Here is a 19536-nt window from a genome sequence, read left to right as displayed (position 1 = left end):
GGCGTGGCAACCTTATCGCGGCTTTTTATTCATCCGGTTAAATCGATGCGCGGCACCGGTCTTACCCATGCGCTGGCGGACAGCAGCGGCCTGGCGTTCGATCGTATATTTATGCTCACTGAACCCGACGGCACTTTCATCACCGCCCGTCAGTTTCCCGCGATGGTACGCTTCACGCCCGCCCTGCTACCCGATGGGCTGCACCTCACCGCGCCCGATGGCAGCAGCGCGCTGGTGCGCTTTGCGGATTTTGACCCGCAGCCAGAACCCACTGAAGTCTGGGGCAACCATTTTACGGCCTTTATAGCGCCTGCGGCCATTAACCTGTGGCTGAGCGGTTTTTTCGCCCGCGAGGTGCAACTGCGCTGGGTCGGCCCGCAGCCAACGCGAAGGGTAAAACGCTTTGAAAGCGTGCCGCTCTCCTTTGCCGATGGCTTTCCCTATCTGCTGGTCAACGAGGCCTCGCTACGGGATCTCCAGCAGCGCTGCCCCGCCAGCGTACAAATAGAGCAGTTCCGGCCCAACCTGGTGGTCAGCGGCGCCGCCGCCTGGGAAGAAGACGGCTGGAAAGTGGTGCGCATCGGCGAGGTGATTTTCGATGTGGTTAAACCCTGTAGCCGTTGCGTATTCACCACCGTCAGCCCGGAGCGCGGGCAAAAGCACCCGTCCGGAGAACCGCTTACCACTTTACAGGGATTCCGCACAGCCCAGGACAATGGCGATGTGGATTTCGGCCAGAACCTGATCGCCCGCAACAGCGGCGTGATCCGCGTCGGCGATGAAGTCACGGTGCTGGCCCGCGCGCCAGGAAAAATCTATGGTGCAGGAAACGTTGCTGAAACGCTTAACGTCGATAAAGCGGATCCCTCAGGCGTCAGCATTGATTTTCACGGACAGCAATTTACCGGTAATAATCAACAGGTATTACTGGAACAACTGGAAAGTCAGGGGATCCGCGTACCCTACTCCTGCCGGGCGGGGATCTGCGGCTGCTGCCGGATACGCTTAGTCGAGGGGGAAGTCAGTGCGCTGAAACAGTCGGCGATCGGTGACGATGGCACCATTCTGAGCTGTAGCTGCATCCCCAGAACGGCGCTGAAACTGGAACCTTAAACCGCCTGTTCGAGGCTGAAGCTGGCGGCAATCGGCTGCGGCTTCAGCCGGTCATTCATCACTTTGATGGCATCGCCAAGCTGCATGGTACGCCCGGCAATCACTACACCCGGCTGCGCCAGCAGACAGAGCGCGGCGTTATCGCCCGGTTCGACCACCAGCAGATTCACCTGCTCTGCGGTGTCGCTCAGCCAGACGCTGGCGGCTTCGCCCTGCAGCGGCGTCCAACGGTCGTTATGCGCTAAGAAGTGCCAGCTTTTCGGCATTTGCGGTTTCAGAAAACGGATGGCCACCAGCGCATTCAGCACCAGCTCCGCCTGCTGTTCACGGCTTAAATCCAGATAGCGGCATTTTTCTTCGAAAGAGAAATAGAGCGCGGCATCTTCCACGCAAAAACCGGTCGGCGCGAAAGCATCGGGGGTTAACATGCGACGGGGAAAACGGGACCGAAATAACATGCCATTGGCCAGATCGAGCATCATACGATCGTGCTCTTCATCAAAATACCAGCGCCAGTTATCGTCAGGTTTAATTCGCATCTTCCTCTCCCGTCCGCAAGCGTCCTGTTGCTTTTTTATCCATTTTGCCGCTTCGCTTATTGTGTAAATAATAAAAGACCACAATGTTTAAATAAGCAACAACGACGGAATATAAAACAACCAGGGCAGGAAATAAAGCCCTGGTTGTCATTTAGCGGGATAAACGTCAGATATGGGTGACAATTTCTTTAATCAGCGGCGGGCCTTTGAAAATAAAGCCCGAATAGATTTGTACCAGCGTTGCGCCGGCTGCCATTTTTTCCCTGGCGGCGATCACCGAATCGATTCCGCCGACGCCGATAATTGGCAGACGGCCATTCAGCTCAAGCGCTAAACGCCTGATAATTTCTGTGCTTTTTAATTGCAACGGACGGCCGCTTAACCCGCCCGTTTCATCGCAATGCTTCATGCCCTGCACCAGCGATCGTTCCAGCGTAGTATTGGTGGCAATAACACCATCAATATTATGGCGAACTAAACTATCAGCCACCTGGATCAATTCTTCTTCGCTCAGATCGGGAGCAATCTTGACTGCCACCGGAACATATTTGTGATGGATATTCTGCAATTCGCTTTGCTTATTTTTGATAGCCAGCAGCAAATCATCCAGTGCTTCGCCATATTGCAGTGAACGCAAACCAGGTGTGTTAGGCGAGGAAATATTAATCGCGATATACCCGGCATAAGCATAGACTTTCTCCATGCAAATCAGGTAGTCATCCTTACCCTGCTCCACCGGCGTGTCTTTATTTTTGCCGATATTAATACCCAGCACGCCGTCAAAATGCGCCTTTTTAACGTTCTCCACCAGGTTATCAACGCCCAGGTTATTAAAGCCCATGCGGTTGATTAATCCCTCGGCTTCAACGAGGCGGAAAATACGCGGTTTATCGTTACCCGGCTGTGGACGCGGTGTCACCGTGCCAATTTCAATTGCGCCAAATCCCATCGCGCCGAAGGCATCAATACATTCACCATTCTTATCAAGACCCGCCGCCAGGCCAAGCGGATTCTTGAAGGTCAGCCCCATGCAGGTGACGGGTTTTACCGGCACATTCTGGCGCACCAGTGCTTCAAATGGCGTACCGGACACCCGGCGTAATTGCTGAAAGGTCACTTCATGAGCGCGCTCAGGATCGAGCTGAAAAAGGGCTTTACGAACGAAGGGGTAGTACATGAACTCTCCTGGATTCCCGGTGTGCAAACCGGGGGCGTATTATGTTTCATCCCGCGGCGAAAGGGAATTGACCTGCGGCAAAAAAAACCGCAAAAGCGCAAACGTTTACCTGCCCATCTCTTCTTATGCCGTTTTTTGGCAATTCTTGTTCAGATAAATCATTTAGTGGAATAAAAACACTCTGGCAAATTGTTATCAATGTTAGATAAAAGCAAACATTTGGTTATAAGGAGTCAGTATGCGTGTAGTGACATTAGCGGGAAGCCCGCGTTTCCCCTCGCGCTCCAGCGCCCTGCTGGAATACGCCCGCGAAAGCTTAAGCGACCAGGGGATCGAGGTCTGCCACTGGCATCTGCATAACTTCGAGCCGGAAGATCTGCTCTACGCGCGTTTTGACAGCCCGGCGCTGCTGGCGCTGAACGAACAGTTAACGGATGCTGATGGACTGATTGTCGCCACGCCCATCTATAAAGCCTCGTTTTCCGGCGCGCTAAAAACGCTGCTGGATCTGCTGCCGGAGCGCGCGCTGGCGGGGAAAGTCGTGTTGCCGCTGGCGACCGGCGGCAGCATCGCCCACATGCTGGCGGTGGATTACGCCCTGAAACCGGTACTGAGCGCCCTGCGCGCGCAGGAAATTTTGCAGGGGGTATTCGCTGATGATAGCCAGATCGCCGATTACCAGCATAAAGCCACCTTCAGCCCGCATCTGCAGGTCCGCCTCGATAGCGCGCTGGAAACCTTTACCCAGGCGCTGCACCGCCTTGAGCCGAAAGCCCCGTTGATCAGTGACACGCAAGGAGTCGTCCATGTTTAACCTTTTCAAATCCCGCGCCCAGTGGCTGGCGCTCAGCGGCATGTTAACGCTCTCCGCCTGGTCGCAGGCGGCGGAAACGGCCCCGGACGCGCTGCGTATTGGCTATCAGAAAGGCAGCGTCAGCATGGTGCTGGCGAAAAATCATCAGCTGCTGGAAAAACGTTACCCGGACACCAAAATCTCCTGGGTGGAGTTCCCTGCCGGCCCGCAGATGCTCGAAGCCCTGAATATCGGCAGTATTGATCTGGGCAGCACCGGGGATATTCCGCCTATCTTTGCCCAGGCCGCCGGGGCGGATCTGCTCTATGTCGGCGTTGAGCCGCCGAAGCCGAAAGCGGAAGTGATCCTCGTGCCGGAAAACAGCCCGATCAAAACCGTCGCCGATCTGAAAGGCCATAAGGTGGCGTTCCAGAAAGGTTCCAGTTCTCACAACCTGCTGCTGCGCGCCCTGCAACAGGCAGGACTGAAATTCACCGATATACAGCCAACCTATCTGACGCCTGCCGATGCGCGCGCCGCGTTTTCGCAGGGCAATGTGGACGCCTGGGCCATCTGGGATCCCTATTATTCCGCAGCCCTGTTACAGGGTGGCGTGCGGGTGCTGAAAGACGGCACCGATTTGAAGCAGACAGGTTCGTTTTATCTCGCCTCCCGTCCCTATGCTGAAAAAAATGGCGCTTTTATTCAGGGCGTTCTGGATACCTTCAGCGAAGCAGATGCGTTAACCCTCAGCCAGCGCGAGGCCAGCATCAGCTTACTGGCGAAAACCATGGGGCTGCCTGAGCCGGTGATCGCCACCTATTTTGACCACCGTCCGCCGACGCGCATTTCGCCGGTCAACGACGCCACGGCCGCCCTGCAACAGCAGACCGCCGATCTGTTTTATCAGAACCGCCTTGTCCCGAAACAGGTGGATATCCGCACCCGCATCTGGCATCCGGCCACTACTCAAGGAGCTAAATCATGAGCCTGAATCTGTTCTGGTTTTTACCGACCCACGGCGATGGCCACTATCTTGGCACTGAACATGCCGCCCGCCCGGTCGATCATGGTTATTTGCAGCAGATCGCCCAGGCGGCTGACCGCATCGGTTTTAGCGGCGTGCTGATCCCGACGGGTCGCTCCTGTGAAGATGCGTGGCTGGTGGCCGCATCGCTGATCCCGGTGACACAACGGCTGAAGTTTCTGGTGGCGCTGCGCCCGAGCGTGACCTCCCCTACCGTGGCGGCCCGTCAGGCGGCAACGCTGGATCGTCTCTCCAATGGCCGGGCGCTGTTCAACCTGGTGACCGGCAGCGATCCGCAGGAGCTGGCCGCCGATGGCGTGTTCCTCGATCACACTGAACGCTATGAAGCCTCGGCAGAATTCACCCACGTCTGGCGGCGTCTGCTGGAGGGCGACACCGTGGACTACCACGGCAAGCATATCCACGTGCGTGGCGCAAAGCTCTTCTTCCCGCCGGTACAGCAGCCGCGTCCGCCGCTCTATTTTGGCGGCTCGTCAGATGTGGCACAGGATCTGGCCGCCGAGCAGGTTGATCTTTATCTCACCTGGGGCGAACCGCCGGAACTGGTGAAAGAGAAAATCGAGCAGGTGCGCGCCAAAGCGGCGGTACACGGGCGCAGCGTGCGCTTCGGTATCCGCCTGCATGTGATTGTGCGTGAAACCAACGAAGAAGCGTGGCAGGCGGCAGATCGGCTGATCTCCCATCTGGATGATGAAACCATTGCCATCGCCCAGGCGGCATTTGCCCGTCAGGACTCGGTTGGTCAACAGCGCATGGCGGCGCTGCATAACGGCAGACGCGAAAATCTGGAAATCAGCCCGAACCTGTGGGCGGGCGTGGGTCTGGTACGCGGCGGCGCGGGTACGGCGCTGGTGGGCGATGGCCCGACGGTGGCGGCGCGTATTAATGAATACGCCGCGCTGGGCATCGACAGCTTTATCCTCTCCGGCTATCCGCATCTGGAGGAAGCCTACAAAGTGGGCGAGCTGCTGTTCCCGCATCTGGATGTCGCCATTCCCGCCGTGCCGCAACCGCGCCAGTTACAGGCGCAGGGCGAAGCGGTGGCGAATGATTACATTCCGCGCAACGTTTCACAGAGTTAAGGAGGCGCTATGTCCGACTCGTCCCGGCAGTGGCTGCTGCGCGCCGCGCCCTGGTTTTTACCGGCGGCCGTGGTGGTGATCTGGCAGATCGCCTCGTCAACCGGCTGGCTCTCCACCCGCATTCTTCCCTCGCCGGAGGGCGTGGTGGAGGCGTTCTGGTCGCTCTCCGCCAGCGGCGAGCTGTGGCAGCATCTGGCTATCAGTTCATGGCGGGCGCTGATTGGCTTCTCCATCGGCGGGTCGATCGGCCTGACGCTGGGGTTGATCAGCGGCCTGTCGCGCTGGGGGGAAAGGCTGCTGGATACCTCGGTGCAGATGCTGCGCAACGTGCCGCATCTGGCGCTGATCCCGCTGGTGATCCTCTGGTTTGGTATCGATGAGAGCGCCAAAATTTTCCTCGTCGCCCTCGGTACGCTGTTCCCCATTTATATCAATACCTGGCACGGCATCCGCAATATCGACCGGGGTCTGGTGGAGATGGCCCGCAGTTACGGGCTGTCCGGTTTCGCGCTCTTTGCCCATGTGATCCTGCCCGGCGCTCTGCCGTCGATTCTGGTTGGTGTGCGTTTTGCGCTGGGCCTGATGTGGCTGACGCTGATCGTGGCGGAAACCATTTCGGCGAACGCCGGGATCGGTTATCTGGCGATGAACGCCCGTGAGTTTTTGCAGACCGACGTGGTGGTGGTCGCCATCATTCTTTATGCCGTGCTGGGCAAACTGGCAGATCTGAGCGCGCAACTGCTGGAACGCGTCTGGTTACGCTGGAACCCGGCCTATTCTGCGAAGGAGTGATCTATGAATACTGCGCGCCTTAATCGCGGTACGCCGCTGGTGCTCAACGGCGTCACTAAACGCTACGGCCAGAACACCATTCTCAATGGCCTGGATCTGCACATTCCTGCCGGGCAGTTTGTTGCGGTGGTGGGACGCAGCGGCGGCGGTAAAAGTACGCTGTTACGCCTGCTGGCCGGGCTGGAAAAACCGCAAAGCGGCGAAATCCTCGCCGGATCCACGCCGCTGGCGCAAATTCAGGACGACACGCGAATGATGTTCCAGGATGCGCGTCTGCTGCCGTGGAAATCGGTCATTGATAACGTTGGCCTTGGCCTGAAGGGCGACTGGCGCGACGCGGCCCGTCAGTCGCTGGCGGCGGTTGGCCTTGAAGATCGCGCGACCGAGTGGCCAGCGGCGCTCTCGGGCGGTCAAAAACAGCGCGTGGCGCTGGCGCGGGCGCTGATCCACAAACCGGGTCTGCTGTTACTGGACGAACCGCTGGGCGCGCTGGATGCGCTGACCCGGCTGGAAATGCAGGCGCTGATCGAATCGCTGTGGCAATCCCAGGGCTTTACGGTATTGCTGGTGACTCACGATGTCAGCGAGGCGGTGGCGATGGCGGATCGCGTCCTGCTGATTGAAGACGGAAAAATCGGGCTGGATCTGACGGTGGATATCCCGCGTCCGCGCAGGCTCGGCTCGGTGCGGCTGGCAGAGCTGGAATCAGAAGTGCTGGATCGGGTGATGAAACGCATTGATGCGCCGGTAAGAGCAGTAAAAACAGGGTGAAGGATTACCCCCTCACCCTGATCCTTACCCTCTCTACCCTCTCCTCCCGGAGAGGGTAACAACAGCAGATTACGCCAGCGCTTTCTCAATCTTCTCGAACAGATCGCCCGACAGATTATCCAGCCCTTTCAGTTTTTCCAGCGCGATACGCATTAACGCCTGACGGCTTTCATCATAGCGACGCAGGCGGATCAGCGGCTCAATCAGACGTGAAGCCACCTGCGGGTTACGGCGGTTCAGCTCGGTGAGCATCTCCACCATAAACTGATAGCCGCTGCCATCTTCCGCATGGAACGCCGCCGGGTTGCTGCTGGCGAAAGCGCCGATCAGCGAACGCACGCGGTTCGGGTTGGACAGGGTGAACGAGCGGTGATTAAGCAGACTGCGCACGGTATCCAGCACGTTGGCGGCCGGACTGGTGGCCTGCAGAATAAACCACTTGTCCATTACCAGACCGTCGTGATGCCACTTGTCGTCATAGTCCTGCATCAGCGCATCGCGGCATGGCAGCTGCGCCGCTACAGCGGCAGAGAGCGCGGCCAGCACGTCCGTCATATTATCGGCGTTATGGTACTGCTCACTGACCAGACGGTCCCCCAGCTGCGCATCGCCAAACGCCAGGTAGCGCAGACAGGTGTTACGCAGCGAGCGCTTGCCGATGTCCGCATGTTCCACGCGGTAGGCGTCGAGTTTATTGGCGTTATAAACGGCCAGGCACTCGTCCGCCAGCTCTGTCGCCAGCGTCCGGGTCAGGGCTTCGCGTACCGCAGCGATAGCCACCGGATCGATGATATCGAACAGTTCAGCCACCTCACTGGCGGATGGCAGCGTCAGGATCTCTGCGGCCAGCGCCGGATCGATCTGCTCATCCAGCAGGATCGCACGGAAGGCATCGGCGACATGCAGCGGTAAGGAGAGCGGCTGCCCCTGCTGCTGGCGCGCCACGTTCAGGCGGATATAGGTCGCCAGCAGGCTTTGCGCAGCATCCCAGCGGGAGAAATCGTTACGGGCATGGCGCATCAGGAACGTCAGCTGTTGATCGCTCCATTTGTATTCCAGTTTGACCGGCGCGGAGAATTCACGCAGCAGCGACGGCACCGGCTGGAAATAGACGTTATCAAAGACAAAGGTCTGCTCGGCCTGGGTGACGTTCAGCACGTGATGCACAGCATGACCGTCTTTTTGCAGCGGGATCACATGGCCGTCGTTATCATAAAGTTCGATATCGAACGGAATATGCAGCGGCAGCTTTTCGTCCTGCTCAGCGGTCGGCGGCGTGCGCTGGCTGATGGTCAGGGTGTACTGCTCGGTTTCCGGGTTGTAGTCGTCACGCACGCTGACAATCGGCGTACCGGACTGGCTGTACCAGCGACGGAAGTGCGACAGGTCCACGTTGGACGCGTCTTCCATCGCCTGCACAAAATCATCGCAGGTGGCCGCGCTGCCATCGTGACGCTCAAAGTAAAGCTGCATCCCTTTCTGGAAGTTTTCTTCTCCCAGCAGCGTATGCAGCATACGGATCACTTCCGCCCCTTTTTCATATACCGTCAGGGTGTAGAAGTTGTTCATTTCAATGACTTTGTCCGGGCGGATCGGGTGCGCCATCGGACTTGCGTCTTCCGCAAACTGCAGGCCGCGCATGGTCCGAACATTGCTGATACGGTTCACGGCGCGGGAGCCTAAATCCGAGCTGAACTCCTGATCGCGGAACACCGTCAGGCCTTCTTTCAGACTGAGCTGGAACCAGTCGCGGCAGGTGACGCGGTTACCGGTCCAGTTATGGAAATATTCGTGGCCGATAACGCGCTCAATATCGAGATAGTCTTTATCAGTGGCGGTGTCGGTACGCGCCAGCACATATTTGGAGTTAAAGACGTTCAGGCCTTTATTCTCCATCGCGCCCATGTTGAAGAAGTCCACGGCGACGATCATATAGATGTCGAGGTCGTATTCCAGACCGAAGCGGGTTTCATCCCATTTCATGGAGTTTTGCAGCGAGGTCATCGCCCATGGCGCGCGGTCAAGATTGCCGCGGTCGACGAACAGCTCCAGCGCTACTTCGCGGCCTGAGCGGGTGGTAAAGGTATCGCGCAGCACGTCGAAATCCCCCGCCACCAGCGCAAACAGGTAGCAGGGTTTCGGGAACGGATCCTGCCACTGCACCCAGTGACGCCCGTTTTCCAGATCCCCCTCGCCCACACGGTTACCGTTGGAGAGCAGGTACGGATAGGTGGTTTTATCGGCAATGATTTTGGTGGTAAAACGCGCCAGCACGTCCGGGCGATCCAGATACCAGGTGATATGGCGGAAACCTTCCGCTTCACACTGGGTACAGAGCGCTTCGCCGGACTGGTACAGGCCTTCCAGCGCCGTATTGGTCGCCGGGCTGATCTCGTTAACGATGCGCAGGGTAAAGTGGTCCGGCAGCGCCGAAATCACCAGATAATTCTCTTCGATCTGGTAGTCGGTCCAGGGCGCATCATTAATGTGCAATGAGACCAGGGTTAAATCTTCACCATTAAGACGCAAAGGGGCGTCGGACGCGCCCTGACGAGACACGCGGCTTACGGCGGTCACAACGGTTTTGGCGGCATCCAGGTCAAAGGTCAAGTCAATATCGCTGATCAGGTAGTCCGGCGCACGGTAGTCGTGGCGGTATTTGGCTTGTGGCTGTTGTGTCATAAAAAACCTTTAGCATCTTTTAGTATGGTATCGACTCCAGTCTATTCCTGTTGTGAACAACTCGCCACGCAGAATCTTCATCTTTTCAGACAGAAACGTCCTGTTTGCTACATTTTTATAACAGTGGCACGAATTGCGCTCGTCTGAAAAGCCCGCTTATGTTGTGATCGGGGTTCAATAAATTGCTAAACAGGGTATACTCCAGCGATTCTCCCCTGTTGTTTAATGTACTAAACGCTCCTGTGAGAGGATGCTACGGCACGCCATGACACAATTTGCTTCCCCGATCCTGCATACGCTGCTTGATACCGATGCGTACAAGCTGCACATGCAACAGGCTGTTTTCCACCGCTACGCCGATGTGCAGGTGGTGGCTGAATTCCGCTGCCGTGGTGACGATCTGCTGGGCATCTACGCGGATGCCATCCGCGAGCAGATAAATGCCATGCAACATTTGCGCTTGCAGGATGATGAATTCCAGTGGCTTTCCGGCCTTCCCTTCTTTAAAGCGGATTACCTCAACTGGCTGCGCGATTTCCGTTATGACCCACAACAGGTGGAAGTCATTAACGAGAACGGCAAACTCAATATTCGTCTGAGCGGCCCGTGGCGGGAAGTGATCCTGTGGGAAGTGCCGCTGCTGGCGGTGATTAGCGAGCTGGTGCACAGCTACCGTTCACCGGAAGCAGGGGTGCCGCAGGCGCTGGCGATGCTGGAAGAGAAGCTGGTCGAGTTTGCTGATCTGACCGCCGATCTGGATCTGTCGCGTTTCCGTCTGATGGATTTCGGCACCCGCCGTCGTTTTTCCCGCAGCGTGCAACAGGCCATTGTCGAGCGTCTGACCCGGGAGCCGTGGTTTACCGGCACCAGCAATTACGATCTGGCGCGCCGTCTGTCGTTGACGCCAATGGGCACCCAGGCGCACGAATGGTTCCAGGCGCATCAGCAGATCAGCCCGGACCTGGCGACCAGCCAGCGCGCGGCTCTCGCCGCCTGGCTTGCCGAATACCCGGATCAGCTGGGCATTGCGCTGACCGACTGCATCACCATGGACGCCTTCTTGCGGGATTTCGGTCCGGAATTCGCCACCCGCTACCAGGGCCTGCGTCACGACTCCGGCGATCCGGTGGAATGGGGTGAAAAAGCCATTGCCCACTATCAGAAGCTCGGTATCGATCCGCACAGCAAGGTGCTGGTGTTCTCCGACAATCTGGATCTGAAAAAAGCGATCGATCTTTACCGGCACTTCTCTTCACGCGTGAATTTAGGCTTTGGTATCGGTACGCGCCTGACCTGTAATATTCCGCAGGTGAAGCCGCTGAATATCGTGATCAAACTGGTGGAGTGTAACGGCAAGCCCGTCGCTAAACTCTCGGACAGCCCGGGAAAAACCATCTGTCACGATAAAGCTTTTGTCCGCGCATTGCGTGAAGCCTTCGATTTACCGCTGGTTAAAAAAGCCAGTTAATCGCAAAAGGGAGCCTGAATGGCTCCCTTCTTCTTATTTATTTATTAATTCTTCGCCGGTTGCTGCGAATTCTGCTTGTCTGATGGCGCATGCCAGGTAACATAGGTATCCCCCCATTGGGTGGATAAATGACTATTTTTTCCAGACAATTAACAGAGAGAATATTATGAGCGTTGCGCCTGTAGCCGACGTACTCCAGGGCCGTGTAGCCGTTGACCAGCAGGTCACCGTGCGCGGTTGGGTACGTACCCGCCGAGATTCAAAAGCTGGCATCTCCTTCCTGGCCGTCTATGACGGTTCCTGCTTTGATCCTGTACAGGCCGTTATTAATAATTCTCTGCCCAATTACAATGACGAGGTGCTGCATTTAACCACCGGCTGCTCGGTGATCGTTACCGGTACCGTCGTGGCATCGCCGGGCCAGGGCCAGAGCTTTGAAATCCAGGCCACCAGCGTTGAAGTCACCGGCTGGGTTGAGGATCCGGATACCTATCCGATGGCGGCCAAACGCCACAGCATTGAGTATCTGCGTGAAGTGGCGCATATGCGTCCACGCACCAACCTGATTGGCGCGGTAGCCCGCGTACGTCACACGCTGGCTCAGGCGCTGCACCGTTTCTTCCATGAGCAGGGCTTCTTCTGGGTGTCGACGCCGCTGATCACCGCCTCCGATACCGAAGGCGCCGGTGAAATGTTCCGCGTGTCGACGCTGGATCTGGAAAACCTGCCGCGCAACGACCAGGGCAAAATCGATTTTGATAAAGACTTCTTCGGTAAAGAAGCCTTCCTGACCGTTTCCGGCCAGCTTAACGCGGAAACTTACGCCTGCGCCCTGTCGAAGGTCTATACCTTCGGCCCGACATTCCGCGCGGAAAACTCCAACACCAGCCGCCATCTGGCTGAGTTCTGGATGCTGGAGCCGGAAGTGGCGTTTAACGATCTGGAAGATAACGCCGCCCTTGCAGAAGCCATGCTGAAGTATGTCTTTAAAGCCGTGCTGGACGAGCGTATGGACGATCTGAAATTCTTCGCCGAGCGCGTGGATAAAGACGCCATTGAACGTCTGGAGCGTTTCATCTCTGCGGACTTCGCCCAGGTGGATTACACCGATGCGGTGCGCATTCTGGAAACCTGCGGTGAGAAATTCGAAAACCCGGTTTACTGGGGCGTGGATCTCTCCTCCGAACACGAGCGTTATCTTGCCGAGAAACATTTCAAAGCGCCGGTGGTGGTGAAGAACTACCCGAAAGACATCAAGGCCTTCTATATGCGTCTTAACGATGACGGCAAGACCGTTGCCGCGATGGACGTGCTGGCGCCGGGGATTGGTGAAATCATCGGTGGTTCCCAGCGTGAAGAGCGTCTGGATGTCCTGGATGCGCGTATGGCTGAAATGGGTCTTAATAAAGAAGACTACGGCTGGTATCGCGATCTGCGTCGCTACGGCACCGTTCCTCATGCCGGTTTCGGTCTGGGATTTGAACGTCTGATTGCCTATGTGACCGGCGTGCAGAACGTGCGTGACGTGATTCCGTTCCCGCGTACCCCGCGTAACGCCAGTTTCTGAATATCAGGGCCAGCTAATCTGGCCCTTATTTTTAAGGCTCATTGTCAACTTTTGTTAACATTCAGTCTGTATTCTCAACACTCCTCTCTCTTCTTTTCACTTTTGTAACCATCCCTGTCGTCTTTACATTTCTGAACAAAAAATAAGCCCTTCACTTCTTGCGGATTAGGTTTTTCTGAAGCATTAGCACATGTGGATAAAAATCGCCCGGCAATCCGGACGGCTAAATGCAATTATAAGAAAAAGAGAGATAAGAATGATTCTTAAATAAGAATTGCCATTAGCACTATTAAATATAAGCAATTCATATATATAGGAATGGATTCGCTGAATTTATCAGCGGAGAGTCCGGAAATTAGAGATGGTTCACAAAGTTCCGAAAAATTCACACAATGTTACACATTATTTCTTTTCGTTACCGCTTTAAGACATTTGTAGCACTTTGGCGCTAGCGAAACGATTACATGAATGGAAAGATGCCTCTCAGACACAGAGAGACACCAAACTCTCATCAATAGTTCCGTAAATATTTATTGACGGAATCTATTGGCGGCAGTGGCAGGTGTTCATAAAACCTAATGAGGGTAATAAATAATGATGAAGCGCAATATTCTGGCAGTGGTTATCCCTGCTCTGCTGGTAGCCGGTGCAGCTAACGCTGCAGAAGTTTATAACAAAAACGGCAACAAACTGGATCTGTACGGCAAAGTTGTTGGCGAGCACGCCTTCACCACTTCTGGCGACAACACCACTAACAAAGATAACTCTTACGGCCAGATCGGCTTCAAAGGCGAAACTCAGGTTAACGATCAAGTTACCGGTTACGGCCAGTGGGAATATCGTGCTAAAGCAAGCAAAGCTGAAGGCAGCCAGGACAACGTAACCCGTCTGGCTTTCGCTGGTATCAAAATTGCTGACGCTGGCTCTCTGGACTACGGCCGTAACTACGGCATCGTTTACGATGTAGAATCCTACACCGATATGGCTCCGTCCTTCTCTGGCGAAACCTGGGGTGGCGCATACACTGACAACTTCATGACCATGCGTTCCACTGGTCTGCTGACCTACCGTAACAGCAACTTCTTCGGTCTGGTTGATGGTCTGAGCTTTGGCCTGCAATATCAGGGCAAAAACGACCGTGACAACCTGCGTGAAGCAAACGGCGACGGCGTGGGCGCGTCCCTGGGCTACGAGTTCGGTGAAGGCTTCGGCGTGATCGGTTCTTACAGCACCGCTAACCGTACTGTTGCGCAGAAAGAAGATGGCAACGGCGACCGTGCTGAAGCATGGGCTGTTGGCGCGAAATACGACGCAAACAACGTTTACCTCGCTGCGGTATATGCTGAAACCCGTAACACCACTAACCTGGGTAACAGCGGTGATTCCTTAACCGTTCCGAACTCAGACGGTAACTTCTACACTGTTGCGAACAAAACTCAGAACGTTGAGATGATTGCTCAGTACCAGTTCGATTTCGGTCTGCGTCCGTCCGTATCTTACGTGCAGTCCAAAGCTAAAGATCTGCCGGGCATCGGCGACCGCGATCTGGCGCAATACGTGACCGTTGGCGCAACTTACTACTTCAACAAGAACTTCAACGTATACGGCGACTACCGTATCAACCTGCTGGATGACGAAGATGCTGATACCGGCTTCGTCGGTTCTGCTGACCAGGCTGTTGTTGGCGTAACTTACCAGTTCTAAGTCGTAACACACCTCGTTATATGCTTATTAAACAGGGCTCCGGCCCTGTTTTTTTATGTTTAAAATCCTGTTATTCCCTTCACCCCGCACTTCCTTTTTCTTTTTGTCGCAAACGGTTGGCATTTGCTCCATCAGCCGTTAACCTGATAGCGGCTTTCCCTTTTTGACACCACAATGGAACCTCGTCATGTTTGAGAAAATCACTGCTGCCCCTGCCGACCCAATCCTGGGCCTGGCCGATCTGTTTCGTGCCGATACTCGCCCCACTAAAATTAATCTGGGCATCGGCGTCTATAAAGATGAAACCGGCAAGACCCCGGTGCTGACCAGCGTGAAAAAAGCTGAGCAGTATCTGCTGGAAAATGAAACGACTAAAAATTACCTCGGCATTGACGGTATTCCGGAGTTTGGCCGTTGCACGCAGGAGCTGCTGTTTGGCAAAGGCAATGCCCTCATCAACGACAAACGCGCCCGCACGGCACAAACCCCCGGCGGTACAGGCGCGCTTCGCGTGGCGGCGGATTTTCTGGCGAAAAATACGGACGTAAAACGCGTCTGGGTAAGCAACCCAAGCTGGCCGAACCATAAAAGCGTCTTTAACTCCGCGGGTCTGGAAGTGCGTGAATATGCGTACTATGACGCTACCAGCCACACCCTGGACTTCGACGGCCTGCTGGCCAGCCTGAACGAAGCCCAGGCCGGTGACGTGGTGCTGTTCCATGGCTGCTGCCATAACCCGACGGGTATCGATCCAACGCTGGATCAGTGGCAACAGCTGGCTGAGCTGTCCGCGCAAAAAGGCTGGCTGCCGCTGTTCGACTTCGCTTATCAGGGCTTCGCCCGTGGACTGGAAGAAGACGCTGAAGGTCTGCGTGCCTTTGCTGCGCTGCATCACGAACTGATCGTTGCCAGCTCCTACTCCAAAAACTTCGGCCTGTACAATGAGCGCGTGGGTGCCTGTACGCTGGTGTGTGCGGATGCAGAAACGGTGGATCGTGCGTTCAGCCAGATGAAGTCGGTGATCCGCGCCAACTACTCTAACCCGCCGGCGCACGGTGCCTCGGTGGTGGCGACTATTCTCAGCAATGACGCGCTGCGCGCCATCTGGGAGCAGGAGCTGACGGATATGCGTCAGCGTATCCAGCGTATGCGTCTGCTGTTTGTGAATACCTTACAGGAGAAAGGCGCGCAGGGAGACTTCAGCTTCATCATCAAACAGAACGGCATGTTCTCCTTCAGCGGCCTGACCAAAGAGCAGGTGCTGCGTCTGCGTGAGGAATTCGGCGTGTATGCGGTGGCATCAGGCCGTGTCAACGTGGCGGGTATGACGCCGGACAATATGGCGCCGCTGTGCGAAGCCATTGTCGCCGTGCTGTAAGTTTCTGAGCATTAAAAAAGGTCGCCACGGCGACCTTTTTTTATTACCAGACCGGCATTTCATCCTGTAAGAAAGGATTGTGCAGGCGCTCTTCGCCGAGCGTCGACAGCGGGCCATGCCCCGGCAGGAAGGTCACGTCGTCACCTAACGGCAACAGCTTACGCTTGATCGAATCGATAAGCGTCGCATGGTCGCCGCGCGGGAAATCACTGCGCCCCACGCCGCCTTTAAAAATCACATCGCCGGAAATTAACAGACGGGCGCGTTCATCAAAGAACACGATGTGTCCCGGCGTATGTCCAGGGCAGTGCAGTACCTGAAGCGTGATATTGCCCAGGCTGACGCTTTCCCCTTCATTCAGCCAGCGATCCGGCGTCAGAGGCTGACACTCTTCCAGGCCAAACATCCGGCTCTGGGCGGGCAGGCCCGTCAGCCAGAACTCATCTTCTTTTTCCGGGCCGATCACCGGCACAGCATAATGTTGCGCCAGTTCTGCGGCGGCACCGACATGATCAAGATGACCGTGGGTCAATAAAATCTGCGTCAGCGTCATGCCGCTGGCGTCCACAACCTGTCTGATTTTATCTGCGTCGCCACCGGGATCAACCACGGCTGCCTGCCGTGTTTCTTCGCACCAGATCAAAGAACAGTTCTGGGCAAAAGCGGTAACCGGAATAATACGATAGTTCATACTGCTCCTGTTTATTGAAGGCTTAGATTACCAGTGCCGGACCGGCCCGGTATCAATATGCACAAAGTTGCTGCTGGGGTAATATCCTACACCACCTGCGCGCAGAGATAACGCCGCTTTGCGAATATTGCTTAATGCAATGCCTTCAACATGGAAATCCATCGCCTGTCCTTTGGTGTGATAGCTTTTCTTCGCCACACCGCTGCTGTGGGCACGCAGCTCATTATTGGTATCCAGCGAGCGATAGCCAGAAATAAGCTGCACCGGTTTACGGGTGCCCAGCAGGCCCTGCAAACGATAAAGCTGATCGAACAGTTTTGGATCGATGGATTTCACTTTATTCGCGCGATAATCGCGGAAAAAATGGTTAAGTTTTGCTAATTCATCCTGAATATAGCCCCGGCCATCAAAGAACTCCGCCTTAATTGATTCGCCGGTATGCAGGTTATTCAGCGTCAATATACGTGGGCGTGGGGTGGAAAGGGTTGCAAATGCAGGTGTCGGTAAGATGGCAGCACTCAGTGCAACGCCACCTAACGCCAGCAATTTGCGGCGATTAGCGTCAAATTTATCCATGATAATCAGGTCTACAGGTCAAGAGTTGCGTAATTTATGCACTTCTGGCGCACGAGAGGCACCTTACCGGGCAACAAAGTCTGCGTCAAGCCAGGTCAATGGCCCGAATAAACGGGCATTTCTGCCCGTTTGCGCGTAAGTGCCGGAAATTACGACTCCAGATTTTTCTGAACTGCTTCATTTACCTGATTAATTGTTCCGCTTTTGGCAGGATTTGTGCGCTTGATCGCGCGGTGAGATCATAATTGTAAATATCTGTACGATACTGCGTACGGCCATCAGCGTCGACAAAGGCGGTGAGGTAGTAAAGGTTCACCGGAATGCTCTGACGAATATTCACATAGCGCGTGTCGCCCTGGCGCAGGGCATCGGAGATGCGCGTATCGTTCCAGCCCGCATCCTGCAACAGCATGTTAGCCAGCTCTGAGGCCTTATTGACCCTGACGCACCCGGAGCTCAGCGCACGGGCGTTTTTCTGGAACAGGTTATGGTTCGGCGTGTCGTGCAGATAGATGGCGTCTGAGCTGGGCATATTGAATTTATAGCGGCCCAGCGAGTTGTGCGCGCCCGGCGCCTGCTGGAAACGGAATGGCAGATTGGACGGCGTGATCGTGCCCCAGTCTACCTGCCATGGATCGATGGTCTCTTTACTGTTCCAGCCGCGCAGCACGACATAATTGTGGCGCTCCAGATACCCCGGATCGTTCCACACCTTCGGCAGAATATCATTACGCGCCAGCGTCGGCGGCACGTTCCACGGCGGGTTAACCACCACGTTATTCAGTGCGCTGCTCATCATCGGCGTTTTACGATCCGGACGGCCCACAATGACCCGCGACGACAGCACCTGGTTGCCCTGCTGATAGTACACCAGCGAATAGGCCGGAATATTCACCATAATGCCGGTGGAGAGCTTCTCCGGCAGCAGCCGCAGTCGCTGGATATTAAGCGCCAGCACACCCGCCCGCTGCGCAGGGGAGATGTTCAGCGCGTCGCGGGTTGATGGCCCTATCACGCCGTCCGCCCCAAGCCCCTGAGAAGCCTGAAAGCGCTTCACCCCTTCCACCAGATCTTTACTGTAGGCACTGCGTACCGCAGCCACCCGCTTATTTTTCTTATCCGGTACCGGCGTCGGCTGGGCTGCGTTTTCGTCCACGTTTGCCGCCGACGGACTGACCACCGCCCCGCTGTCGCTGCTGTCGCCCGGCAGCGCAATCTTAGGACCGTCATCAAGCATACCGGAGCGGCTGAGAATTTCCCGCAGCGCCGGCACGTCATTACTCCACTGACCCGGGTTGAGCTTGCCCGCGGAGGTCAGTTGCGGCCAGGGCTGGGAATCCGCCACCAGCGCCAGCAACGCGGTGTGCATGGCGGCATACTGTTCGTGTTGCGGCGCAAGCTGCGCAATGAATGAGGGCAGCTCGCCTTTATCCAGCGCCAGCTGCCACTGGTTTATGACGGACAGCGGCGGGGTCGCCAGCGCATAGGGTTTAGCGCTGTACAACCAGCTGTTGCCCTTAACCGGGATGGCGGCAATAAACTGCAGATAGCCCATCATCGCGTCAGACAGCACCAGGTCGCGGGCCATTCCGCTCACGCCCGGATCGGTGAGTAATTCCACCCAGGCGGTAAACTGCGGCTGGAAACCGGCGATCGCCACTTCCGCCAGCTGCTGCTGGAAGGCTTTCACCGCCTCGCGATTCTCCCACATCGGCTTCTGCTCGCGCGCCGCGTACAGCGCCGCCAGCTGATTCATATAGACCGGTTTATAGCCCGCCGGTAATGCCGCCTCAAGCGCGCTGCGCGTACTGGCGACCGCGTCGTCCGGCAGCGTCACAAGGCCTGCCATCACCGCCGTGGCGCGTGACTGTTCCAGCGGCTGTAACAGCGCCGTTGGCTGTTGGCCGGTAGTTGCCGAGCTGTCGGTGGGGATCGCCTCCGGCTCATCGGCCATGGCGTTAAACAGCGGAGCAAATGCGAATGCCAGGCACAAACCCAGTGCGGACATCCGACGACCCTTCATTTTATTCAGCAACATCCCTTGCCCCCTGTTTTTATAAATTGTTGCGACGAGGTTAACGCGTCACGCTTATATTGAGTATATAAAGCTAAAAATACATTTGCCCGGCCTAATGTAAAGAAGTTTAAAGAAAAC

The 19536-nt window shown here is 56.1% G+C and carries 16 protein-coding genes; 10 read left to right on the top strand and 6 right to left on the bottom strand.

The window, feature by feature from the left end; all coding sequences use genetic code 11:
* Positions 1 to 3: 3 nt before the first annotated feature.
* Complete coding sequence (locus BMF08_RS13415) at positions 4 to 1113, top strand: YcbX family protein (RefSeq protein ID WP_072568058.1); 1110 nt, start codon at positions 4 to 6, stop codon at positions 1111 to 1113.
* On the opposite strand, the gene zapC is transcribed toward BMF08_RS13415, so the two are convergent.
* Together zapC and pyrD are read right to left on the bottom strand one after the other, a co-directional pair.
* Positions 1110 to 1652: a cell division protein ZapC gene (gene zapC / locus BMF08_RS13410; protein ID WP_072568057.1), complete on the bottom strand. Its 543-nt coding sequence runs from the start codon at positions 1650 to 1652 to the stop codon at positions 1110 to 1112. The genes BMF08_RS13415 and zapC overlap by 4 nt on opposite strands.
* A 166-nt stretch (positions 1653 to 1818) precedes the next feature.
* A complete protein-coding gene (gene pyrD / locus BMF08_RS13405) occupies positions 1819 to 2829 on the bottom strand; it encodes a quinone-dependent dihydroorotate dehydrogenase (protein ID WP_072568056.1) in 1011 nt (336 codons plus the stop codon).
* A 238-nt stretch (positions 2830 to 3067) separates the two neighbouring features.
* On the opposite strand from pyrD, the gene ssuE reads away from it, so the two are divergent.
* The 5 genes from ssuE to ssuB are packed head-to-tail and all read left to right on the top strand — an operon-like array spanning position 3068 to position 7315.
* Positions 3068 to 3643: an NADPH-dependent FMN reductase gene (gene ssuE / locus BMF08_RS13400; protein WP_072568055.1), complete on the top strand. Its 576-nt coding sequence runs from the start codon at positions 3068 to 3070 to the stop codon at positions 3641 to 3643.
* Positions 3636 to 4610 (top strand): sulfonate ABC transporter substrate-binding protein, encoded by a 975-nt coding sequence (locus BMF08_RS13395; RefSeq protein ID WP_072568054.1) that lies wholly within the window; start codon positions 3636 to 3638, stop codon positions 4608 to 4610. Before ssuE ends, BMF08_RS13395 begins: the two co-directional genes overlap by 8 nt.
* Positions 4607 to 5752, top strand: a complete 1146-nt coding sequence (gene ssuD / locus BMF08_RS13390; RefSeq protein WP_072568053.1) for an FMNH2-dependent alkanesulfonate monooxygenase — start codon at positions 4607 to 4609, stop codon at positions 5750 to 5752. The genes BMF08_RS13395 and ssuD overlap by 4 nt, the downstream gene beginning before the upstream one ends.
* A gap of 9 nt (positions 5753 to 5761) precedes the next feature.
* On the top strand, positions 5762 to 6544 hold the full coding sequence (gene ssuC, locus BMF08_RS13385; protein ID WP_072568052.1) for an aliphatic sulfonate ABC transporter permease SsuC: 783 nt from the start codon (positions 5762 to 5764) through the stop codon (positions 6542 to 6544).
* Between the two features lie 3 nt (positions 6545 to 6547).
* Complete coding sequence (gene ssuB / locus BMF08_RS13380) at positions 6548 to 7315, top strand: aliphatic sulfonates ABC transporter ATP-binding protein (RefSeq protein WP_072568051.1); 768 nt, start codon at positions 6548 to 6550, stop codon at positions 7313 to 7315.
* 69 nt (positions 7316 to 7384) lie between these two features.
* Here ssuB and pepN read toward each other — a convergent pair whose 3' ends face one another.
* Positions 7385 to 9997: an aminopeptidase N gene (gene pepN, locus BMF08_RS13375; protein WP_072568050.1), complete on the bottom strand. Its 2613-nt coding sequence runs from the start codon at positions 9995 to 9997 to the stop codon at positions 7385 to 7387.
* Between the two features lie 265 nt (positions 9998 to 10262).
* Here pepN and pncB point away from each other — a divergent pair, with 265 nt between their 5' ends.
* The 4 genes from pncB (at position 10263) to BMF08_RS13355 (ending at position 16114) form a co-directional block, all read left to right on the top strand.
* Positions 10263 to 11465, top strand: coding sequence for a nicotinate phosphoribosyltransferase (pncB, locus tag BMF08_RS13370; RefSeq protein WP_072568049.1), 1203 nt, complete (start codon positions 10263 to 10265; stop codon positions 11463 to 11465).
* Positions 11466 to 11631: 166 nt separating this feature from the next.
* A complete protein-coding gene (gene asnS / locus BMF08_RS13365) occupies positions 11632 to 13032 on the top strand; it encodes an asparagine--tRNA ligase (RefSeq protein WP_072568048.1) in 1401 nt (466 codons plus the stop codon).
* 594 nt (positions 13033 to 13626) lie between these two features.
* Positions 13627 to 14736: a porin gene (locus BMF08_RS13360; protein WP_072568047.1), complete on the top strand. Its 1110-nt coding sequence runs from the start codon at positions 13627 to 13629 to the stop codon at positions 14734 to 14736.
* Positions 14737 to 14923: 187 nt separating this feature from the next.
* Entirely contained in the window at positions 14924 to 16114 is a 1191-nt protein-coding gene (locus tag BMF08_RS13355) for an amino acid aminotransferase (RefSeq protein WP_072568046.1), read from the top strand.
* Between the two features lie 43 nt (positions 16115 to 16157).
* Here the strand turns inward: BMF08_RS13355 and BMF08_RS13350 are convergent, their stop codons facing one another.
* From BMF08_RS13350 to ldtD, 3 genes are all read right to left on the bottom strand, one after another.
* The gene (locus BMF08_RS13350) at positions 16158 to 16805 is read right to left on the bottom strand and encodes an MBL fold metallo-hydrolase (protein ID WP_072568045.1); all 648 of its coding nucleotides are present in this window, start codon (positions 16803 to 16805) and stop codon (positions 16158 to 16160) included.
* Between the two features lie 27 nt (positions 16806 to 16832).
* On the bottom strand, positions 16833 to 17381 hold the full coding sequence (locus BMF08_RS13345) for a YcbK family protein (RefSeq protein WP_072568044.1): 549 nt from the start codon (positions 17379 to 17381) through the stop codon (positions 16833 to 16835).
* 181 nt (positions 17382 to 17562) lie between these two features.
* Positions 17563 to 19419, bottom strand: coding sequence for a L,D-transpeptidase (gene ldtD, locus BMF08_RS13335; protein ID WP_072568043.1), 1857 nt, complete (start codon positions 19417 to 19419; stop codon positions 17563 to 17565).
* Positions 19420 to 19536: the final 117 nt, after the last annotated feature.

It is taken from the genome of Enterobacter sp. SA187 (assembly GCF_001888805.2).
GTDB lineage: Bacteria > Pseudomonadota > Gammaproteobacteria > Enterobacterales > Enterobacteriaceae > Enterobacter_D.
This window is presented reverse-complemented; position numbering and strand designations above follow the sequence as displayed.

Coding starts and splice junctions, on each gene's coding strand:
- zapC (WP_072568057.1), bottom strand. CDS start 1,652: ATGCGAATTAAACCTGACGATAACTGGCGCTGGTATTTTGATGAAGAG.
- pyrD (WP_072568056.1), bottom strand. CDS start 2,829: ATGTACTACCCCTTCGTTCGTAAAGCCCTTTTTCAGCTCGATCCTGAG.
- ssuE (WP_072568055.1), top strand. CDS start 3,068: ATGCGTGTAGTGACATTAGCGGGAAGCCCGCGTTTCCCCTCGCGCTCC.
- BMF08_RS13395 (WP_072568054.1), top strand. CDS start 3,636: ATGTTTAACCTTTTCAAATCCCGCGCCCAGTGGCTGGCGCTCAGCGGC.
- ssuD (WP_072568053.1), top strand. CDS start 4,607: ATGAGCCTGAATCTGTTCTGGTTTTTACCGACCCACGGCGATGGCCAC.
- ssuC (WP_072568052.1), top strand. CDS start 5,762: ATGTCCGACTCGTCCCGGCAGTGGCTGCTGCGCGCCGCGCCCTGGTTT.
- ssuB (WP_072568051.1), top strand. CDS start 6,548: ATGAATACTGCGCGCCTTAATCGCGGTACGCCGCTGGTGCTCAACGGC.
- pepN (WP_072568050.1), bottom strand. CDS start 9,997: ATGACACAACAGCCACAAGCCAAATACCGCCACGACTACCGTGCGCCG.
- pncB (WP_072568049.1), top strand. CDS start 10,263: ATGACACAATTTGCTTCCCCGATCCTGCATACGCTGCTTGATACCGAT.
- asnS (WP_072568048.1), top strand. CDS start 11,632: ATGAGCGTTGCGCCTGTAGCCGACGTACTCCAGGGCCGTGTAGCCGTT.
- BMF08_RS13360 (WP_072568047.1), top strand. CDS start 13,627: ATGATGAAGCGCAATATTCTGGCAGTGGTTATCCCTGCTCTGCTGGTA.
- BMF08_RS13355 (WP_072568046.1), top strand. CDS start 14,924: ATGTTTGAGAAAATCACTGCTGCCCCTGCCGACCCAATCCTGGGCCTG.
- BMF08_RS13350 (WP_072568045.1), bottom strand. CDS start 16,805: ATGAACTATCGTATTATTCCGGTTACCGCTTTTGCCCAGAACTGTTCT.
- BMF08_RS13345 (WP_072568044.1), bottom strand. CDS start 17,381: ATGGATAAATTTGACGCTAATCGCCGCAAATTGCTGGCGTTAGGTGGC.
- ldtD (WP_072568043.1), bottom strand. CDS start 19,419: ATGTTGCTGAATAAAATGAAGGGTCGTCGGATGTCCGCACTGGGTTTG.